Source organism: Shinella sp. WSJ-2 (assembly GCF_003432075.1).
Lineage (GTDB): Bacteria > Pseudomonadota > Alphaproteobacteria > Rhizobiales > Rhizobiaceae > Shinella.
Genome location: NZ_QWBU01000007.1, coordinates 206,866 through 226,782 on the forward strand (window position 1 = coordinate 206,866; position 19,917 = coordinate 226,782).

The window sequence follows — 19,917 nt, forward strand, 5'->3', positions numbered from 1 at the left end:
TTTGCCTTACGCTTCGGCTTCGAGAGCCGGCTCGACCGGAACTTCAGCCGAGGCGCCGAGGTCACGACCCGAAGCGCCCTGCTGGCGCGCGATGCCGTCGATGGCGGCGCGGGCGATCAGATCGCAGTAGAGGGCGATGGCGCGCGAAGCGTCGTCGTTGCCGGGGATCGGGAAGTCGATCGGGTCCGGATCGCAGTTCGAGTCGATGACGGCGACGACCGGAATGCCAAGACGCTTGGCTTCTTCGATCGCGATCGATTCCTTGTTGGTGTCGATGATGAACATCAGGTCCGGCGTGCCGCCCATGTCGCGGATACCGCCGAGAGCCTTCTCAAGCTTTTCGCGTTCGCGCTCAAGGTTCAGGCGTTCCTTCTTCGAATAGCCGGAGCCTTCCGAAGCGAGGATCTCGTCGAGCTTGCGCAGGCGCTGGATCGAGTTGGAGATGGTCTTCCAGTTCGTCAGCATGCCGCCGAGCCAGCGGGCGTTGACGTAGTACTGGGCCGAACGCTTGGCAGCGTCAGCGATGATGTCGGAAGCCTGACGCTTCGTGCCAACGAACAGAACGCGGCCACCACCGGCAACGGTGTCGGACACGACCTGAAGGGCGCGCGACAGCATCGGAACGGTCTGGGCCAGGTCGATGATGTGAACGTTGTTGCGATCGCCGAAGATGTACGGCTTCATCTTCGGGTTCCAGCGGTGCGTCTGGTGGCCGAAGTGGATGCCGGCTTCGAGAAGCTGGCGCATAGAGAAATCGGGCAATGCCATGCCTAGTTATCCTTTTCCGGTTGAACCTCCGCAAGGCGAACAGCACTTCCTGGGAAATGCCACCGGGCGGAACGATCCGGATTTCTCCCGGACAATCCCATGCCTCACGTGTGGAATGAGCGGCCCTTTACCCCTCGTTTCCCGGAAAATCAAGGGCCGCACGGTAAAAAACGCACAGAACGCCGCGCCTACTTGCATTCCTGCGGCTTGAACATCTCGAGCTTGGCTAGCTTGCCGGTCAGCACGAACTCACCGTAATCCATGGTGAGATCTCGCGTGACGCCGTTCTCGTAGAGCTTGAAGGCCATGCGATAGACCGGCAGCGCGTCGCCGTCATTGGTGTCGTTATAGTAAGCGATGGACACCGGCCAGAAGGCCTGCTTGGCGAATTTTCCCGCCTTGTCGGCATCGGGGTCACCCGCCTTCGGCATTTCCTTCTTGCCGACGACGGAAGTCGTCATCAGCGTCTTGTCGCCCGCGTCCGAGCCGTCATAGAGGCGTGATTCGAAGAAGCGGTCGCCCTTCTTGGCGTGCTCGATCACCTCAAGCATGTGTTCAGTCGGAAAACGGCTTTCCGCCAGTTCAAGCTTGCGCGCATCCGGCGCTGTCAGATCGACGCTGACACCTGTCTTGTCATCGCGTGCCGTGCCGCGCACTTCCTTGTCCAGCTTCTCGTCGGTGAAAGAGCGGGTCAAAAAGCGGAAGCTGCGGCTCTTCAGGTCCTCGTAGGTCGTGGTCTGCTGGTCGGTGAGGCGCGTCTCCTCGCCTGTATTGACCTGCGTGACGAAGCGGAAACTCACCGTGTAGCCGTCGCAGGGGCTACCGTTGAACTCATAGACCATGCGGCCATACATGCCTGCGATACCGGAACGTTCCGTGGCGTCCTTGAGCTGGAGGTCGTAGACGGCGCGGTGCGGCGCAAGCCCGCTCGCCGGGTTGGCAAAAGCGCTGGTCACGCCGCTGCCGGCGAGGCATGCCCCGGCCGTGGCGGCCGCGACAAAGGCTGAACGAAACATCCGTTTCCTCCTGTTGAAGTCGAGCGCGATGTTATATGAACTCTTTCGGCAAAAGCGAGGCAATATCCACGCGATGCCACATTCATTTCCAACATTGCCGCGGTCCCGCGATGCAATGCCCGTCACAGCCGCAGCGCGCCGTCCCTATGTAACAAGCCGGCGATCAAGAATGGAGACCGCAATGTCCGCTGAAATCGAAAAACGCGTCAAGGAACTGGGCTACGACATTCCGGTGGCGGCAGCACCTGCGGCCAACTATGTGCCCTTCGTCATCAGCGGCAACGTGCTCCACATTTCCGGCCAGCTCCCCATGCTTGATGGCAAGCTCGCAGTCACCGGCCATGTCGGAAAGGATGTCGACGTCCCCGGCGCCCAGAAAGCTGCCGAACTCTGCGCGCTCGGCCTGCTCGCCCAGGCAAAGGCGGCGCTCGGTGACCTCTCGCGCATCAAGCGCATCATCAAGATCAATGGCTTCGTCGCCTCCACGCCCGATTTCGTCGAGCAGCACCTCGTCCTCAACGGCGCCTCGAACTTCCTCGTCGGTGCGCTCGGCGAAGCCGGCAAGCACGCCCGCGCCGCCGTCGGCATGGCCGCCCTGCCGCTCAACGCGGCCGTTGAAATCGACGCCATCATGGAAATCGCCTGATGCACAAATTCAACTGGCTGACCGAGCGTCCGATCGCGCATCGCGGCTATCATGATCTTAACCGGGCCGTTTGGGAAAACACGCTCTCGGCCTTTTCCCGCGCCGTCGAGGCCGGCTTTGCCATCGAATGCGATTTGCAATATGCCGCCGATGCCATTCCGGTCGTCTTCCATGACGACGACCTGAAGCGCCTCTGCGGCATTGAGGGCGACGTGCGCCAACGTACCGCCGCCGAGCTCGGCCTGCTGACCATCGGCGGCACGGCCGACAAGGTGCCGACGCTGCGCCAGCTGCTCGACCTCGTGAAGGGCCGCGTGCCGCTCGTCCTGGAGCTTAAGGGCCGCAAGAGCGACGACGACGGCTTCGCCATGGCCGTGCTCGATACGATCGAGAACTATGAAGGCCCCATCGCCCTGATGAGCTTCGACACATGGCTGCTGAAGGACCTTAAGGGGCTCGGCACCACACGCCCGGTCGGCCTGACGGCGGAAGGCGCACGGCCGGAGAATTTTGCCGTGCATGAGGAGGCGATGCAGTACGGTCTCGATTTCATCTCCTACTACTACGGCCACCTGCCGAACGCCTTCATCAGCCGCCAGCGCGACCTCGGCAAGCAGGTCATCACCTGGACCGTGCGCGACGACGAGGCGCGCACGATCACGGCGCTCAACGCGGACCAGATGACCTTTGAAGGCTTCGACCCGCGCGAAGCCCTGACGGCCTGAGGTGATGGTGCGCATCCGCGTCGAAACGAGCTTTGCCAATATTTCGGCCGAAGACTGGGGGTGCCTTGCCGGCGCCTCCAGGGCGGATGCGCAAGCGCCCTACAATCCCTTCGTCAGCCATGCCTTCCTGTCGTCGCTGGAAGAATCGGGCTGCGCCACGGCCGATACCGGCTGGCTCGGTCAGCACATGCTTCTGGAGAATGACGAGGGCGCCCTCATCGGCGCCCTGCCCGCCTATCTGAAAAACCACAGCCAGGGCGAATATGTCTTCGACCACGGCTGGGCCGATGCCTTCGAGCGCGCCGGTGGCAGCTATTATCCGAAGCTGCAGGCCTCCATTCCCTTCACGCCAGCCACCGGCCCGCGCCTGCTTTACCGGGCCGATCAGCCGGTCATCGAGACGCAGGCGGCGCTTGCCGGCGGCCTGAAGGAACTCGCCAAGCGCCACGGCGTCTCCTCCGCCCATGTCACCTTCGTGCCCGAGGCGGAAATCCCGGTTTTCGAGGCGGCCGGCTATCTGCACCGCACCGACCAGCAGTTCCATTTCATCAACGGAGGCTATGGCTCGCACGATGACTTTCTGCAGACGCTGGCGTCGCGCAAACGCAAGGCGCTGAAGAAGGAGCGCCGCGCTGCACTGGAACACGGCATCGAGATCGACTGGCTGACCGGCGGGGACCTGACCGAGGCGATCTGGGACCAGTTCTTCACCTTCTATATTGACACCGGCAGCCGCAAATGGGGCCGTCCCTATCTCAACCGGGAATTCTACAGCCTGATCGGCGAACGCATGGCCGACGACATCCTGCTCGTCATGGCCAGGCGCGACGGTCGCTATATCGCCGGCGCGATCAATTTCATCGGCGGCGATACGCTCTACGGCCGCCACTGGGGCTGCATCGAAGATCATCCCTTCCTGCATTTCGAGGTCTGCTACCACCAGGCCATCGATTTCGCGATCGCCAGGGGCCTGAAGCGCGTCGAAGCCGGCGCACAGGGCGAGCACAAGCTGGCGCGCGGCTACCTGCCGACAACAACCCATTCCGCCCACTACATCACCCATGCGGGCCTGCGCCGCGCCGTCGCCGACTATCTCGAGCGCGAGCGCAAGGATGTGGAGATGATGGGCGACTATCTGGCCGAGCACGGACCCTTCCGCCGCGGCGAACACAACAACGAGACAGAATAAGACCGGGAGACGAGCATGAGCTACGACACCAACAACATTTTCGCAAAAATCCTGCGCGGCGAAATCCCCTCGCACCGCGTCTATGAAGACGAGCACACCGTCGCCTTCATGGATGTCATGCCGCAGGCGAACGGCCACACGCTCGTCATCCCCAAAACCCCGTCGCGCAATATCCTTGATGCCGATCCGGAAACGCTGGCCCGCCTGCTGCCCGTCGTGCAGAAGGTCGCCGTTGCGGCCAAGGAAGCCTTCGAGGCCGATGGCGTGACAGTCATCCAGTTCAACGAGCCGGCCGCCGGCCAGACCGTCTACCACCTGCATTTCCACGTCATCCCACGTATCGAGGGCCTGCCGCTCAAGCCACATTCCGGCACGATGGAGGATCAAGGCGTGCTCGCGGCCAATGCGCAGAAACTGCGCGACGCACTTTGAGCCTTGTCGCCCTATGCGGCGGCGGCGCGACGCTCCAGGGCCGGCGCGGCATGTCGGCGTAGGATCTGCCCCGACAGGACATAGGATAAGTAGAACACGGCAATCCCGCCGAACACATCCATCAGATGGTGTCCGCCTTGAACCAGAATGGCGGGTACCATCAACAGGTTGATGATGACGGCCGGGATCGCCAGAAACCGCACCCGCGCCAGAAAGACCACCGACATGCAAGCCATGATGGTGTGAAACGACGGAAAAGCGATAAGGCCCAGAACATTGTGCGGTGACAGCGCCGTCACGCCCTCGCGGCTCAGGCGGACCAGTTCGCGGCCATAGGCGGGATCGGCTGCCATTGGCATGCGCGCAAGGAGATCGGCCGGCAGGTCGTATACGGTCGATGTGCCGAAGGACGGGAAAAACGACCAGAAGAGGACCGCCAGCAGCGCGCCGAGGACGCCTGTCAGCATGAAGCGCTGCAGCTGTACGCTGTCGGCAAACAAGCCGAGCGCCAGAATGATGACTGCCATCTGCGGCAGCGAACTGAAATAGACGACCTGAAGAACCGAGCCGAAAAACGGAAAACCCGAAACCCAAGTGATAAAAACCGGCCAGTCGAAGCCCACAGCTGCATCGAGCCGCACCAGCAGCGGATCAATCGGCGTGAAGAAGACGGGCAGCAGCATATAGTTGAAGACAGACCCGGCCAGTGTGAACAGGATGAACACACCCGTTGCTGTCACAGAAGTGGCAATCTTCTCATCCGAGCGCACGCGCCGGTAATATTGCCCGAGGCCGACCATGGCGAGACCGCCTAAAATCAGCACGGCGTAGGCACCGACATCGACCGCCACACCCTTGACGGCGATCAGCGGCGCCGATAGCGCCAGCAGGATCACCGTCAGCAACAGGATCAGTCGCTCCGCAGGAAGAAACAGCATACCGGTCTCCTTGATCGGTCCGTCTCTATCGAATGTGTTTTAAAATTTGGATAAATACAGGCGGATAGGCTCAAAAACCGAGCATATGAAGGCCGAGAGCGAGGGTGGCGATCGAGGTGCCAATGCCAATGACAGGTCTGCGCCCGACCGCGAAGAATGCCGCGGCCCCGACAGCTACTGCACCCAGCCGCAGCCAGAGCGGAGAGGCTTCGAGAACACCGGTCGGATAGACGATCAACTTGGCGATGACGGCCGCCACCAGCGCGGTGGCAACGGCCCTCACCCAGTTCAGCACTTCGGACTTTTCATCGATCCGATTGCCCGCGATGACGCCGGACCAGCGCCAGAAATCGGTGGCGAGCCAGCCGGCAATGGCGATGTAGATATAGGGCCAAGGACCGTCGAAACTCATCGTGCGGCCTCCTTCCGCCGCAACATCCGCTCGACCCACCAAGCCAGCGTGCCGCCGATGATGCCTGCGAGCAGGATGTCATATTCGGGAGCGATCACCGCGAAGAGCCAGCCGAGCGCAAGGCCGATGCCGAGCGCCCAGTAAATCACGCGATGACGCGCGGAAACCCAGATCGAGGCAAGAAAATAGACCGGTGTCAGGAAGAACAGGCAGCCGGAGACGATGGGTGGGAACTCAGAGACGGCGCCATAGACGAGGCCGACCAACAGGATGTTGACCGTGGTCAGCGTCATGCCGAAGCCGGCGAAGAAGGCGACTCGGCCGCTGCGTGGCACGTCGCGCACATGCTCCATGGCGAAAACCCAGGCGGTGATCGCGACGAAATGCGAGACGATGAGCAGGAGCCAGGTCGGCGTGCGGCTGGTGCGGATCTCCGGGATCAGTGCCGCCACCATCGGCATCATGCGCACGGAGGAAAGCGTCACGGCCAGGAACGCCGTCGCGATATGGGCACCCGACAGCATGGAGCCGACGAGGATAACTTTCGCGGGCAATGCCCAGACTATACCAGTCATGAACATCACCTGCCCGACCGGAATCTTCGCCTCGGCCGTGAAGGCGGCGAAGCCGACGAAGGAGAGCATAAGAATGATCGCGGGCAGGCTGAACAATCCGCGCATGCCGACAAGGAACCAGTGTGTCTGGGAATGGTGGTCTGGCGCAGTCTCGGCAGTCATCGATATCTCGGATCATCGGCAAAAAGAAAGCCGGGCAGTTTCCTGCCCGGCCTGTATCATTTGTAAAGCCGTTATTTCTTGCGTGGCACCTTCGGAACCGCGCTTGACGATTTGCGCGGCGGCTCGCCCTTCGGTTCCTCAGCCTTGGCTTCCGCCGCCTTCTTGGACGACTTGGCCTTAGCGGGTGCCGCTTCGGCGGCGACGGTTTCCTTGGCCTTGCGCGGCTTGGCCTTCTTGGCGGCAGCCTCTTCCACTTCGGCTTTCGGCTTGATCGGCGCGGTTTCCGGCACTGCGTCGAGAATCAGACCCTTCGAGCCGTCTTCCTTGGTGCCGACGGAGACGCGAACGACACCGCCCTTCTTGAGCTTGCCGAAGAGGATTTCGTCGGCGAGCTTCTTCTTGATATTTTCCTGGATGACGCGCGCCAGCGGACGGGCGCCCATCTTCTCGTCGTAACCCTTCTCGGCCAGCCAGGCGATGGCGTCCTGCTGCAGGTCGAAGGTGACGTTGCGCTCGGCAAGCTGGGTTTCCAGCTGCATGACGAACTTCTGCACGACCTGATGGATGACCGGCGTCGGCAGCGAGCCGAACGGGATGATCGCATCGAGACGGTTGCGGAATTCCGGCGTGAACAGGCGGTTGATCGCCTCCATGTCCTCGCCTTCGCGCTTCGACGAGCCGAAGCCGATGGCGGCCTTGGCCATATCGGATGCGCCCGCATTGGTCGTCATGATCAGGATGACGTTGCGGAAGTCGATCTTCTTGCCGTTATGGTCGGTCAGCGAGCCGTGATCCATGACCTGCAACAGGATGTTGTAGAGGTCCGGATGCGCCTTCTCGATTTCGTCGAGCAGCAGCACGCAATGCGGATGCTGGTCGACGCCGTCGGTCAACAGGCCGCCCTGGTCGAAGCCGACATAGCCGGGAGGTGCGCCGAGCAGACGCGAAACCGTGTGCCGCTCCATGTATTCCGACATGTCGAAGCGCAGCAGTTCCACGCCGAGCGAGGCGGCAAGCTGCTTGGCGACTTCCGTCTTACCGACGCCCGTGGGGCCGGAGAACAGGTAGCTGCCGATCGGCTTGTTCGGTTCGCGCAGGCCCGCACGGGCAAGTTTGATGGCCGATGCCAGCGCTTCGATCGCCAGATCCTGACCATAGACCACCGAGCGCAGTTCCTTCTCCAGGTTGGAGAGCACCTGCTCGTCGTCCTTGGAAACGGTCTTGGCCGGGATGCGGGCCATGGTGGCGATCGTCGCCTCGATCTCCTTTTCAGTGATCAGCTTGCGACGCTTGCCGGCGGGCAGCAGCATCTGGGCCGCACCGGTCTCGTCGATCACGTCGATCGCCTTGTCCGGCAGCTTGCGGTCGTTGATGTAGCGTGCCGACAGTTCGACGGCGGTCTTGATCGCTTCGTTGGAGTATTTCAGCTTGTGATACTCTTCGAAGTAGGGTTTGAGGCCCTTCATGATCTCGATCGTGTCATCGATGGTCGGCTCGTTGACGTCGATCTTCTGGAAGCGGCGGACGAGTGCCCGGTCTTTCTCGAAGAACTGGCGATACTCCTTGTAGGTCGTCGAGCCGATGCAGCGGATCGCGCCGGAAGACAGCGCCGGCTTCAGAAGGTTGGACGCATCCATCGCGCCGCCAGAAGTGGCGCCGGCGCCGATGACCGTGTGGATCTCGTCGATGAACAGCACCGCACCCGGATAGTCCTCAAGTTCCTTGACGACCTGCTTCAGCCGCTCTTCGAAGTCACCGCGATAACGCGTGCCGGCAAGCAGCGTGCCCATGTCGAGCGAGAAGATCGTGGCGTCTGCCAGCGCTTCCGGCACCTTGCCTTCGATGATGCGCTTGGCGAGACCTTCGGCAATCGCCGTCTTGCCCACACCGGGATCGCCCACGTAAAGCGGGTTGTTCTTGGAGCGGCGGCACAAAACCTGAATCGTGCGGTTCACCTCGGCATGGCGGCCGATCAGCGGGTCGATCTTGCCGTTGCGGGCCTTCTCATTGAGGTTGACACAATAGGCGGTCAGGGCATCCTGCTTCTTGGCAGGCTCTTCCTGCTCGGAGCCTGCGCCGCGCGTCTGCTTCTGCTCGTTTTCGGTTTCCTCGGCGCCGCGCACCTTGCGCTCTTCGGAGGAGCCCGGCCGCTTGCCGATGCCGTGCGAGATGAAGTTGACGGCGTCATAGCGCGTCATCTCCTGCTCCTGCAGGAAATAGGCGGCATGGCTCTCGCGCTCGGCGAAGATCGCGACGAGCACATTGGCGCCGGTCACTTCCTCGCGGCCGGAAGACTGGACATGGATGACCGCGCGCTGGATGACGCGTTGGAAACCGGAGGTCGGTTTGGAATCCTCCTCATAGCCCGTCACCAGATTGGCGAGGTCATGATCGACGTAGTCGGTGACGGTCTTGCGCAGCACGTCGAGATTGACGTTGCACGCGCCCATCACGGCGGCGGCGTCGCCATCGTCGATCAGCGCAAGAAGCAGGTGTTCCAGCGTTGCATATTCGTGGTGGCGCTCGTTCGCATAGGTCAGTGCCTGATGGAGCGCCTTTTCAAGGCTTGCAGAAAATGTCGGCACGGTCGTTCCTCATTTCTTTTCCATGACACATTGCAGCGGATGCTGGTGCTGGCGGGAGAAATCCATCACCTGTGTCACTTTGGTTTCGGCAACCTCGTAGGTAAACACGCCACACTCGCCTACGCCATGATTGTGCACATGCAACATGACCCGTGTGGCCGCTTCGCGGTCTTTCTGGAAGAAACGCTCCAGAATGTGGATCACGAATTCCATGGGCGTATAGTCGTCATTGAGAAGCAGCACGCGGTACAGGCTCGGCTTCTTCGTCTTAGGCTTCGTGCGGGTGATGACGGAGGTGCTGCGACCGGGAGTGCCGCCGCCCTCATCACCGTCCTGCATTGTGACCCGTCTCACAGTCATTTTCGTGGTCATTCCCTGATTACGAGTCCTTTTACGGCCGCTTCCTTCGTGGCGCGTCGTTCGGCTGAGGTAGCCTTTGGACCTGTTATCTAATGTTTCGTCACAAGATTGTAAGACCCCTGCTTCGCACTGCAATCATAATCGCCGGCTGTCCGAAGGAAATAGCGAAATTTGCTGCCGTTGCGTCAGCCCCGCGCAACCTCCGAAACGCAAATCGGCCGGCCGCGGTTGCCCGCGGCCGGCCGATAAACGTTATACGCGTATGCTCTGCTGAAACCTTAGGCGGCGACGGCCGACTTGGCAGCAGCGGTGGCTTTGGCAACCGGTGCTTCGTAGGGCTTGTAGGCGCCCTTGGCGAGGTCGGCGTACATTTCGCTGAGCTTCGTGGCTTCGGCGACGAAACCTTCATAGGAGGATTTCACGAAGGCGGTCTGGAGTTCGACGGCAGCTTCGACGCTCTTGACGCCGGACAGCTTTTCGAAGTGAGCAAGGCCGTTTTCAAAGGACTTCTTGGAGAAGTCGGCGGTCTCGGTGGCGATGGCCTGCCAGCCCTGAGCAGCCGTCGTGTAGCTCTTCACGAACGTGTCCACGGCTTCCTTGCCCTTCTTGTTTGCATCGTCGAAATTGAACATCGAAGTCTCCTTTGGATCCCGGTGGTATGGTCCGAAATCTATATGCAATGCACAAAAAAGTCAACGAAATGGTGCGACGCAATATTTTTTAGCCAAAGCAACATCTTGGGCGATAGGTATGATTATTGGCGTTGCGAAAAGCCAAGCTGTCGCAAAACAATAATAATCGGCGTCGGAACCAGAACAGCTTGGGTGAATTGCGGCTTTTAGGCGGACAGCAGGCCTCACCTCTCCTGTTGTATATTTGTCCCCGCTGGGTGGTGACGCTAAGAGGCTGCCACCATCGCCCGCCCCTCCCTCCACGTCATCCTCGGGCTTGACCCGAGGATCCATGCCACAAGCGAGGCGGTGCGGAGGTGTGGATCCTCGGGTCAAGCCCGAGGATGACGGAGGAGAATGACGAGCCACGAGCAGAAGTGGGCGCCAGACACGAAGAAGCCCGGCGCCAAAGTCGGCCGGGCTCTTTAAATTCGAGCAATACCCGGGGATCACAGATCGATGTCGAGGATCGCCATGGAGAAATTGTAGGAGAGCTCGCCGTCCTCGTCGTCGCGGAACACGACGCCCAGGAATTCATCAGCAAGATAGACCTCGGCCGATTCATCCTTGCGCGGACGCGCCTTGATGACGATCTCCTTGTTGATGTTCCGCTTGAAGTAGGCCTCGAGCTTCCTGATTTCTTCCGGCTTCACGACATGTCTCCGTCAATGATTTGATGTGCCGCGCTTCTCGCACCTGCTCCGGAGCCTGTAAACCCTCGAAGTCCGATGCGTGTCGACTTTTCCGCCTCAGAGATCGTAGTCGAAGGCCGCCAGCAGCTGGTCCATGGCGCGCGACGGCTCGTTGCAGCCCGCCTCTCCGACGACCTTGGCCGGCACACCGGCCACCGTCGATTTCGGCGGGACCGGCTTGAGTACGACGGAGCCCGCGGCAATGCGCGAGCAATGGCCGATATGGATGTTGCCGAGGATTTTCGCGCCAGCACCAATCATCACGCCGTCGCCGATCTTCGGATGACGATCGCCACCCTCCTTGCCGGTGCCACCGAGCGTCACGTTATGCAGGATCGAGACGTTGTCGCCGATGGAGGCGGTCTCGCCGACAACAAGGCCTGTCGCGTGATCGAGGAAGATCCCCTTGCCGATATGGGCCGCCGGGTTGATATCCGTCTGGAACACGCTGGAGGAACGGCTCTGCAGATAGAGCGCGAGATCGCGCCGGCCGCTGGTATAGAGCCAGTGCGCGACGCGGTGCGTCTGGATGGCGTGGAACCCCTTGAAATAGAGCACGGCATCCAGGAACCGCAGGCATGCTGGGTCGCGGTCGTAGACGGCCTGGATATCGACGCGCAGGATGCTGCCCCATTCCGGCCAGTCTTCAAGCATTTCGTCAAAAATCTGATGCAGGAGATTGGCCTGAAGGTCCGGATGATCGAGGCGCTCACAGACGCGATGGATCACGCTTTCTTCCAGCGAGCGGTGGTTCAGCACCGTCGAATAGAGAAAGGCCGCCAGCAGCGGCTCGGCCTGGGCGGCAACGCGGGCTTCCTCGCGCAGGCTGTCCCAGATCGGATCCATGGCCTTGAGCTTGTCACCGGCCCTAAGTTCATTCGTCGCGACCATCGCCGCACTCCTTCATCATCTACAGGACCCTATATAAAGCAAAGCGCGCCCGAGCGGAATGGCCGGACGCGCTTTGTCGTAAACGGGGTCTCAGCGCGCGCCAATCTCCGCATAGAAATCCAGCACAGCACGCTTAAAAACCTTGTCGCCGACGGCAAGCATGTGGTCGCGGCCGGGAATATCGAGCGCGCGTGCATCCGGCATCAGCGCGGCGAGATCCTGCGGATTGCCGGCAATGTCGTCCTTCGTGCCGACGCCGATCAAAGCCGGCACGTCGATACGGCCCATGTCCTCGACGGTCAGCAAATCCCGCGAGGTCATGATGCAGGCGGCAAGCGCCTGGCGGTCGGATTTCGTCTGTTCCGCGAAGGCGCGGAACATGCGGCCGCGCTCATGGGTCACGACATCGAGCGAGGGTGCGAGCAGCGCATCCGCGATCGGATCCCAGTCGCCCACACCTTCCACCATGCCGATGCCGAGCCCGCCGAAGACGACGGAGCGCACGCGGTGCGGATGGGCCAGCGCCATGAAGGCAGTGATGCGCGCGCCCATCGAATAGCCGAAGACATGGGCTTCGGGGATGCCGAGATGGTCGAGCAGGGCTGCCGCATCACCCGCCATCAGCGGCGGCGTATAGAGCGCCGGATCGTGCGGCTTGTCACTGGCGCCGTGGCCGCGATTGTCGAGCGCGATGACGCGGTAGCCCGCATCGCCCAGCGTCTTCAGCCAGCCGGGAAACACCCAGTTGACATTGGCACTGGAGGCAAAGCCGTGGATCATCAGCACCGGATCGCCCGACGGGTCGCCCTCGTCGAAAAAAGCGAGCTCCAGGCCCTCATGGGTGAAACGGGAAAAGGGCGGGGGATCAAGGTTCATCGCAGGCCGTCTTTCGTTTTCTCGACCCTGCTCATACTGCCCTTTGCCCGCGGAGAAAACGGCAGCGGCACGGAAATCTGTCTCATGTTTAGTCGCCGATGATTGAAATCGATACCAATTTCAATCATTGGGGTCCGCGACGGTTTTGCATCTACACATTTCACCGGAAGGCGACTATGGTCCGCGCCAGAAAACGGACTTCCACGGAGCATGACATGGCTGGGCACAGCATTCCCCATTTCCAGAACGACGGCGGCCATGGTGTCATCGAGATCGGCGTGAAGGAATTCATGTGCGTCGGCGCCTCGGTGCCCTACGACCACCCGCATGTCTTCCTCGACATGGGCGACGACAACGAAAAGGTCTGCCCCTACTGCTCAACGCTCTACCGCTACAATGCCAGCCTGAAGGCCACGCAGACGGAACCTGCTGGCTGCACCTTCACCAACCAGGCGGCGGCGTGACGGCCCAAAGGGCCGCACCATCATGTCTTCTTTAACCTCCGCGACCATCGTCGGCGCCGGCATTGCCGGCCTGACGACAGCCCTTGCGCTCGCCCGCAAGGGCATCTCTTCCCATATCCTTGAGCAGGCCCCCGCCCTCGAAGAGGTCGGCGCCGGCCTTCAGCTCTCGCCAAACGCCTCGCGCATCCTCGCCGATCTCGGCCTCATCGACGCGTTGAGCGCCCGCTGGAACGAGCCGGATCATATCCTGCTCGCCTCGGGACAGACGCTGTCTCCACTCGCTTCCGTTCCCGCCGGCCAGGCGGCCCGCAGCCGCTGGGGCTCGCCCTATGGCGTCCTGCACCGGGCGTCGCTCCAGACCGTGCTCATCGATGCCGTCAGGCAAAACCCGTTCTGCACGCTGACGACGGGGGCGCGAATCGAAAGCGTTGAAGCAGCCCGCGCCGTTGCGCCGGCCGATTTGCTCGTTGCCGCCGACGGCGTCTGGTCGCGCCTGCGCCAGGCCGTGCCGGGCGCCCTGCCCGCCCGCTATTCCGGCAACATTGCCTGGCGCTTCCTCGTGCCCTACGGCCTGGCACCGGCCTTCCTCAATCCGCGCACCGTGACGGCCTTTCTCGGCCCGCATGCGCATCTCGTCGCCTATCCGCTGGCGGAGATGCAGGCCTTCAACATCGTCGCCATCCATGCGCAGGCCGATGCGCCTCCGGAAGGCTGGACGCGCAAGGGCGATGCCTTGACACGTGGCCGTCTTCAGGAGGCCTTTGCCGGCTGGCACACGGGCATCCGCCGCCTCATCGCGGAGGCGCAAAGCCCTATGGCATGGCCCCTGTTCGGCTGCGCCGACGGTGCCTGGACGGATGGAAAAGGCATCGTGCTGATCGGCGACGCCGCCCATGCCATGACGCCCTTCGCGGCCCAGGGCGCCGCCATGGCGATCGAGGATGCGGCCCTGCTGGCAAACCGCCTCGCCGGCACCAGCGAGATCGGACCGGCCTTGCGCCGGTTCGAAAAGGAACGCCGCGAACGCGTCGAAAAAGTCCGCAGCCGCGGCGCTTTCAACCGCTTCGCCTATCACGCCCGCGGCCCGGTGGCGCTTGCCCGCAACCTCGTGCTTTCGCTGCGCAAGCCGGAACAGCTCGCTGGCGATCTGGACTGGCTTTACGGCTACCGCACGCCGGATTGAACCCCTCACCCGGCAAACCGGATGAGGGTAATTTTCGTGTCAGGCGGCGCGCGCCGCGGCCAGCCCGCGCTCGATATCCGCCTTGATATCCTTGACGTCCTCGAGGCCGATCTGCAGGCGCAGCACCGGACCTTCTTCCGGCCCCTTGGCGACGCGGCGGTCGTTGAGGTTCACATGCACTGCAAGGCACTCGAAACCGCCCCAGGAATAGCCGAGGCCGAAGATGCCGAGGGCATCGAGGAACGCATGGGCCTTGGCCTTGTGGCGCTCCGGCGCGCCGCCGTCGAGCACGATGGAGAAGATGCCGCTCGAGCCCTTGAAGTCGCGCTTCCAGAGATCGTGGCCCGGAAAACTCGGCAGGGCCGGATGCAGCACGCGCGACACGTCCTCGATACCTTCCAGCCAGCGCGCCAGCTCCAGCGCGCTTTCCTGATGCCGCTCCAGCCGCACGCCCATGGTGCGCAGACCGCGCAGCACCTGATAGGCATCGTCCGGCGATGCGCAGGTGCCGAGGGTGATCTGCGTGTCGTGCAGTTGCTCCCAATGGGCGGCATTGGCGGAGACGGTGCCGAACAGCACGTCGGAATGGCCGGCCGGATACTTTGTCGCTGCATGAATGGAGACGTCGACGCCAAAATCGAGCGGCTTGAAATAGAGCGGCGTCGCCCAGGTGTTGTCCATGGTGACGACGGCGCCGTGCTTGTGCGCGGCAGCGGCAGTCGCCGGGATGTCCTGCATTTCGAACGTGTTGGAGCCCGGCGCTTCCGTGTGCACCAGCTTGGTGTTCAGCTTGATCAGGGCCTCGATACCCGCGCCGATCATCGGGTCGTAATATTCGACGGTTACGCCGAGCCGCTTCAGCATCGTGTCGCAGAAATGCCGCGTCGGGTGATAGACGGAATCCACGATCAGCGCATGGTCGCCGGACGAGAGATAGGCCAGAAACGGTACCGTTACGGCGGCTAGACCCGACGGCACGAGAATGGTTCCGGCAGAGCCTTCAAGCTCGTCGATCGCCGCACAAAGCGCATCCGTCGTCGGCGTGCCGCGCGTGCCATAGGTGTATTTCTGCGCCCTGCTTTCCATCGTCGCGGCATTCGGGAAAAGCACCGTCGAGGCATGCACGACCGGCGGGTTGACGAAACCATGATACTCAGCTGGATCGTTTCCGGCATGGGCAAGGCGGGTGTTAGCGCCGGCGCCGGCGAGGATTTCGTCTCTGTTTTTCATGGATCAGTCCGGAGGAAATTCGAGGGATGTAAGCGAAAGACTCTTGGATAGGCACACGGGCGGGTCAAGCCCCAACTTGTCTCCATGACATGCGCCCAAAGCGCTTCAAGTGTTAATTACGCGGATATTTTGAGCGATTTACTGCACATATCCCTATTTTTCTGCCCAAATTCCCGCCAAACATCGACAAATTTCGCTTACTGACTGGAAAATAAGCCCGATCACTTGACCCTGCGAAAATTTGAGCATGAGATAAGCAACCTCGCGCCGGGAGGGTGGCGAGTTCCGCAACGTGCTGATTTCAACGCGTGACCAGCGGACAAAACAAAGACAACAGAAAAAGGTTGTGAAAAAATGGCAAAAAAAATCGTGACAGCGCTCGTTGGCGCTGCCGTGCTGGGGCTTGGCGCAACGGCTGCTCAGGCAGATACGCTCTCTGACGTGAAGGCCAAGGGGTTCGTGCAGTGCGGCGTGAACGGTTCGAACCTCGCCGGTTTCGGCGCGCAGGATTCGGCCGGTAACTGGGCCGGTCTCGACATCGATCTTTGCAAGGCCGTGGCCGCTGCCGTCTTCGGCGATGCCACCAAGGTGAAGTTCACCCCCCTTTCCGCCAAGGACCGCTTCCCGGCCCTGCAGTCGGGTGAAATCGACCTTCTGGCCCGCAACACCACCTGGAGCGTCAGCCGCGATTCGCAGCTCGGCTTCGATTTCCGCGCTGTGAACTACTATGACGGCCAGGGCTTCATGGTGAAGAAGGAGCTCGGCGTGAAGTCGGCGCTCGAACTCTCCGGCGCATCGGTCTGCGTGCAGTCCGGCACGACGACGGAACTGAACCTTGCCGACTACTTCCGCTCCAACAACATGGACTTCAAGCCGGTCGTCTTCGAAGCGCAGGATGAAGCAGACGCCGCCTACAATGCCGGCCGTTGCGACGCGTACACGACCGACGCTTCGGGCCTCTATTCGATCCGCCTGAAGATGGCCAATCCGGACGACCATATGGTCCTGCCGGAAATCATCTCCAAGGAGCCGCTCGGCCCGGCCGTTCGCCAGAACGACTCCAAGTGGTTCGATATCGTGACTTGGTCGCACTATGCGATGGTCGCCGCCGAAGAATTCGGCATCACCACCGCGAATGTCGAAGAGATGAAGAAGTCCGCCAACCCGGATATCAAGCGCTTCCTCGGCGAAGAAGCTGACAGCACCATCGGTGCCGACCTCGGCCTGCCGAAGGACTGGGCCGTGCAGATCATCAAGGCCGTCGGCAACTACGGCGAATCCTTCGATCGCAATGTCGGCGAAGGCTCCCCGCTCAAGATCGCCCGTGGCCTGAACGCTCAGTGGACCAAAGGTGGCCTGCAGTACGCGCCGCCGATCCGCTAAGCTGCGATCAGACGTGACGATCGGGAGGGCGCATAAACGCCCTCCCCTTTAAAACAAACGCCCGGAAAACAGGGCGAACCAACGTCAGGGGAAATGCATGGCTCTTGCGGATGCCCGAACAGGGTCCGGCGAACCGCCGAAGGTATCGCTTCTTTACAATCCGGCGCTCCGAAGCGTCGTCTATCAGGTCGTCACGCTCGTCGTGATCATCGGCGCCGTCTGGTACGCCTGGAACAACGTCGTCCAGAACCTCGCCCGCGCCAACATGACGGCGGGCTTCGGCTTCCTGAACAGCCGCGCCGGTTTCGACCTTGCGCAGGCACTGATTCCCTATTCAAGCGACTCGACCTATTTCCGGGCGCTGCAGGTCGGCCTTTTGAACACGCTCGTGGTCGCCGCCGCCGGCATCGTCACCGCGACGATCGTCGGTCTGCTGGTCGGCGTCGGGCGCCTGTCGCACAACTGGCTGATCGCGCGCCTCTGCACGATCTATGTGGAAATCTTCCGCAACATCCCGCCGCTGCTCGTCATCTTCTTCTGGTATCTCGGCGTTCTCGCCCTTCTGCCCTCCATCCGCACGATCTTCCAGAATCTCAAGGAAGATCCGAACGCGGTGTTCTTCATCTCCAACCGCGGCATCTACATGCCCGCCCCGGTTTTCGGTGAAGGTTTTGGCGTCGTGCTCGTCGCCCTGCTGATCGGCATCGTCGCGGCCATCGTGTTCACGATCTGGGCGAATGCCCGCCAGCGCGCCACGGGCCAGCGCCCGCCGGTTCTCTGGATCAATCTCGCTCTCGTCGTGCTGCTGCCGCTTGCCGTCTTCATTGTCATGGGCCAGCCCCTGACGCTGGATTACGCGGTGCCGGGCTCCTTCAACATGAAGGGCGGCATGGTCATAGGCCCTGAATTCCTGGCGCTCTATCTGGCGCTGTCGCTCTATACGGCCTCGTTCATCGCCGAAATCGTGCGCGCCGGCATCCGCGGCGTCTCGCACGGCCAGTCGGAAGCCTCCTACGCGCTCGGTCTGCGCCCCGGCCAGGCAACCCGCCTCGTCGTGCTGCCGCAGGCGCTGCGCATCATCATTCCGCCGCTCACCTCGCAATATCTCAACCTCATCAAGAACTCCTCGCTCGCGGTGGCCGTCGGTTATGCCGATCTCGTCGCGGTCGGCGGTACCATCCTCAACCAGTCCGGCAAGTCGATCGAGATCATCTCGATCTGGATGCTGATCTATGTCTCGATCAGCCTCATCACGTCGCTGTTCATGAACTGGTTCAATGCCAAGATGGCCCTGGTGGAGCGCTGAGATGACCGAGACCATTACCTATGTCCGCGACCGGTTCCTCGAGCAGGAAAAGCCGCCGCTGTCCGATTCGACGGCTATCGGGTGGATCCGCAAGAACCTCTTCGCTTCGGTGAAGGACAGCGTCCTGTCGCTCGTTGCCCTTGCGGCGCTCGTTTACTTCCTGCCGGGCCTGATCAACTGGCTGTTCATCTCTGCCGTCTGGACCGGTGCGGACCGCACCGCCTGCCTGACGACCGATCAGGGCGGCCAGCTGCCGGCCGGCTGGAACGGCGCCTGCTGGGCCTATGTGAACGACCGCTTCGTACAGTTCATGTTCGGCTCCTATCCGCGTGACGAGCTGTGGCGGCCGCTTCTGGTCGCTGCCATGTTCGTGGCGCTGCTCGTGCCCTTCCTGATGCCGAAGATGCCGCGCAAGGGGCTGAACGCGCTGCTGCTCCTCATCGTCTTCCCGGTCGTCTCCTTCTTCCTGCTGCTCGGCGGCGTCTTCGGCCTGCGCCATGTGGAGACGTCGCTGTGGGGCGGCCTGATGGTGACGCTCATCCTGTCCTTCGTCGGCATCGTCGTTTCGCTGCCGGCCGGTATCCTGCTGGCGCTTGGGCGTCGTTCCAGCATGCCGATCCTCAAAACGGCCTGCATCACCTTCATTGAACTGATCCGTGGCGTGCCGCTGATCACCGTTCTGTTCATGGCGAGTGTGCTCCTGCCGCTCTTCCTGGAGCCGGGCAACAATATCGACAAGTTCCTGCGCGCGCTGATCGGCGTGTCGATCTTCGCATCCGCCTATATGGCCGAGGTCATTCGCGGCGGTCTTCAAGCCATTCCGAAAGGACAATATGAAGCGGCCGATGCTCTTGGTCTAAACTACTTCCACAAAATGACCTTCATCGTGCTACCGCAGGCCATCAAACTCGTGATCCCCGGCATCGTGAACACCTTCATCGGCATGTTCAAGGATACGTCCCTCGTCACGATCATTTCGATGTACGACCTGCTCGGCATTGTGAAGGCGAGCTTTGGGGATTCGGGCTGGATCACGCCGGTCACGCCGCTGACGGGCCTGATCTTCGCCGGCTTCACATTCTGGATTTTCTGCTTCGGCATGTCGCGCTACTCGGCCTTCATCGAACGCCGCCTCGACAAGAGCCACAAGAGATAAGTGAGAGGAAACACACATGGCCAACCAAGCCCAGGCGCAAAAGATGACGGTGTCGGCGACGGATGTCGCGGTCGAAATCACCAACATGAACAAGTGGTACGGTGACTTCCACGTTCTGCGCGACATCAATCTCAAGGTGATGAAGGGCGAGCGCATCGTCATCGCCGGACCCTCGGGCTCCGGCAAGTCGACGATGATCCGCTGCATCAACCGGCTGGAAGAGCACCAGAAGGGTTCGATCGTCGTCGACGGTATCG

At 61.7% G+C, this 19,917-nt stretch carries 22 protein-coding genes; 10 read left to right on the top strand and 12 right to left on the bottom strand.

The genetic code is table 11. The features are described from left to right. Window positions 1–6: 6 nt before the first annotated feature. A complete protein-coding gene (rpsB, locus tag D0Y60_RS17045) occupies window positions 7–768 on the bottom strand; it encodes a 30S ribosomal protein S2 (RefSeq protein ID WP_117371155.1) in 762 nt (253 codons plus the stop codon). Window positions 769–956: 188 nt separating this feature from the next. Beyond that, entirely contained in the window at window positions 957–1,784 is an 828-nt protein-coding gene (locus D0Y60_RS17050) for a cell envelope integrity EipB family protein (protein ID WP_117371156.1), read from the bottom strand. 181 nt (window positions 1,785–1,965) lie between these two features. Here D0Y60_RS17050 and D0Y60_RS17055 point away from each other — a divergent pair, with 181 nt between their 5' ends. Genes D0Y60_RS17055 through D0Y60_RS17070 form a run of 4 tightly spaced genes read left to right on the top strand, consistent with a single transcriptional unit; the run spans window position 1,966 to window position 4,776 of the window. Next, window positions 1,966–2,430 carry a RidA family protein gene (locus D0Y60_RS17055; RefSeq protein ID WP_117371157.1) on the top strand — a complete coding sequence of 155 codons (465 nt, stop codon included), beginning with the start codon at window positions 1,966–1,968 and terminating at the stop codon, window positions 2,428–2,430. After that, window positions 2,430–3,155 (top strand): glycerophosphodiester phosphodiesterase, encoded by a 726-nt coding sequence (locus D0Y60_RS17060; RefSeq protein WP_117371158.1) that lies wholly within the window; start codon window positions 2,430–2,432, stop codon window positions 3,153–3,155. The genes D0Y60_RS17055 and D0Y60_RS17060 overlap by 1 nt, the downstream gene beginning before the upstream one ends. A gap of 4 nt (window positions 3,156–3,159) precedes the next feature. Beyond that, complete coding sequence (locus D0Y60_RS17065; protein WP_117371159.1) at window positions 3,160–4,344, top strand: GNAT family N-acetyltransferase; 1,185 nt, start codon at window positions 3,160–3,162, stop codon at window positions 4,342–4,344. A 15-nt stretch (window positions 4,345–4,359) separates the two neighbouring features. Continuing rightward, a complete protein-coding gene (locus D0Y60_RS17070) occupies window positions 4,360–4,776 on the top strand; it encodes an HIT family protein (protein WP_117371160.1) in 417 nt (138 codons plus the stop codon). 11 nt (window positions 4,777–4,787) lie between these two features. Here D0Y60_RS17070 and D0Y60_RS17075 read toward each other — a convergent pair whose 3' ends face one another. The 9 genes from D0Y60_RS17075 to D0Y60_RS17115 form a co-directional block, all read right to left on the bottom strand. Further along, window positions 4,788–5,714: a phosphatase PAP2 family protein gene (locus D0Y60_RS17075; RefSeq protein ID WP_117371161.1), complete on the bottom strand. Its 927-nt coding sequence runs from the start codon at window positions 5,712–5,714 to the stop codon at window positions 4,788–4,790. A gap of 70 nt (window positions 5,715–5,784) precedes the next feature. Beyond that, a complete protein-coding gene (locus D0Y60_RS17080) occupies window positions 5,785–6,126 on the bottom strand; it encodes an AzlD domain-containing protein (RefSeq protein WP_117371162.1) in 342 nt (113 codons plus the stop codon). Next, complete coding sequence (locus tag D0Y60_RS17085; RefSeq protein WP_117371163.1) at window positions 6,123–6,863, bottom strand: AzlC family ABC transporter permease; 741 nt, start codon at window positions 6,861–6,863, stop codon at window positions 6,123–6,125. The genes D0Y60_RS17080 and D0Y60_RS17085 overlap by 4 nt, the downstream gene beginning before the upstream one ends. Before the next feature lie 71 nt (window positions 6,864–6,934). Further along, window positions 6,935–9,448: an ATP-dependent Clp protease ATP-binding subunit ClpA gene (gene clpA, locus D0Y60_RS17090; RefSeq protein WP_117371164.1), complete on the bottom strand. Its 2,514-nt coding sequence runs from the start codon at window positions 9,446–9,448 to the stop codon at window positions 6,935–6,937. A gap of 9 nt (window positions 9,449–9,457) precedes the next feature. After that, window positions 9,458–9,787: an ATP-dependent Clp protease adapter ClpS gene (clpS, locus tag D0Y60_RS17095; protein ID WP_245409211.1), complete on the bottom strand. Its 330-nt coding sequence runs from the start codon at window positions 9,785–9,787 to the stop codon at window positions 9,458–9,460. A gap of 299 nt (window positions 9,788–10,086) precedes the next feature. Further along, on the bottom strand, window positions 10,087–10,440 hold the full coding sequence (locus D0Y60_RS17100) for a phasin family protein (RefSeq protein WP_117371166.1): 354 nt from the start codon (window positions 10,438–10,440) through the stop codon (window positions 10,087–10,089). A gap of 488 nt (window positions 10,441–10,928) precedes the next feature. Beyond that, complete coding sequence (locus tag D0Y60_RS17105) at window positions 10,929–11,132, bottom strand: DUF3126 family protein (RefSeq protein ID WP_117371167.1); 204 nt, start codon at window positions 11,130–11,132, stop codon at window positions 10,929–10,931. 96 nt (window positions 11,133–11,228) lie between these two features. Beyond that, a complete protein-coding gene (gene cysE / locus D0Y60_RS17110) occupies window positions 11,229–12,062 on the bottom strand; it encodes a serine O-acetyltransferase (RefSeq protein ID WP_117371168.1) in 834 nt (277 codons plus the stop codon). Window positions 12,063–12,152: 90 nt separating this feature from the next. After that, window positions 12,153–12,938, bottom strand: coding sequence for an alpha/beta hydrolase (locus tag D0Y60_RS17115; protein WP_117371169.1), 786 nt, complete (start codon window positions 12,936–12,938; stop codon window positions 12,153–12,155). A gap of 215 nt (window positions 12,939–13,153) precedes the next feature. Here D0Y60_RS17115 and D0Y60_RS17120 point away from each other — a divergent pair, with 215 nt between their 5' ends. Both D0Y60_RS17120 and D0Y60_RS17125 read left to right on the top strand, forming a co-directional pair. After that, entirely contained in the window at window positions 13,154–13,402 is a 249-nt protein-coding gene (locus D0Y60_RS17120) for a zinc-finger domain-containing protein (RefSeq protein ID WP_117371170.1), read from the top strand. Window positions 13,403–13,424: 22 nt separating this feature from the next. Continuing rightward, window positions 13,425–14,585 (top strand): FAD-dependent monooxygenase, encoded by a 1,161-nt coding sequence (locus D0Y60_RS17125; RefSeq protein WP_117371171.1) that lies wholly within the window; start codon window positions 13,425–13,427, stop codon window positions 14,583–14,585. A 39-nt stretch (window positions 14,586–14,624) separates the two neighbouring features. Here the strand turns inward: D0Y60_RS17125 and D0Y60_RS17130 are convergent, their stop codons facing one another. Beyond that, complete coding sequence (locus tag D0Y60_RS17130) at window positions 14,625–15,815, bottom strand: cystathionine beta-lyase (protein ID WP_117371172.1); 1,191 nt, start codon at window positions 15,813–15,815, stop codon at window positions 14,625–14,627. A gap of 354 nt (window positions 15,816–16,169) precedes the next feature. On the opposite strand from D0Y60_RS17130, the gene D0Y60_RS17135 reads away from it, so the two are divergent. From D0Y60_RS17135 to D0Y60_RS17150, 4 genes are all read left to right on the top strand, one after another. Further along, window positions 16,170–17,198, top strand: coding sequence for an amino acid ABC transporter substrate-binding protein (locus D0Y60_RS17135; protein WP_117371173.1), 1,029 nt, complete (start codon window positions 16,170–16,172; stop codon window positions 17,196–17,198). 97 nt (window positions 17,199–17,295) lie between these two features. Continuing rightward, complete coding sequence (locus D0Y60_RS17140) at window positions 17,296–18,504, top strand: amino acid ABC transporter permease (RefSeq protein WP_117371174.1); 1,209 nt, start codon at window positions 17,296–17,298, stop codon at window positions 18,502–18,504. Between the two features lies 1 nt (window position 18,505). Further along, window positions 18,506–19,660: an amino acid ABC transporter permease gene (locus tag D0Y60_RS17145; RefSeq protein WP_117371175.1), complete on the top strand. Its 1,155-nt coding sequence runs from the start codon at window positions 18,506–18,508 to the stop codon at window positions 19,658–19,660. Between the two features lie 16 nt (window positions 19,661–19,676). Beyond that, window positions 19,677–19,917, top strand: a 241-nt coding sequence (locus D0Y60_RS17150) for an ATP-binding cassette domain-containing protein (protein ID WP_147324534.1), incomplete at its 3' end; no start/stop codon positions are given.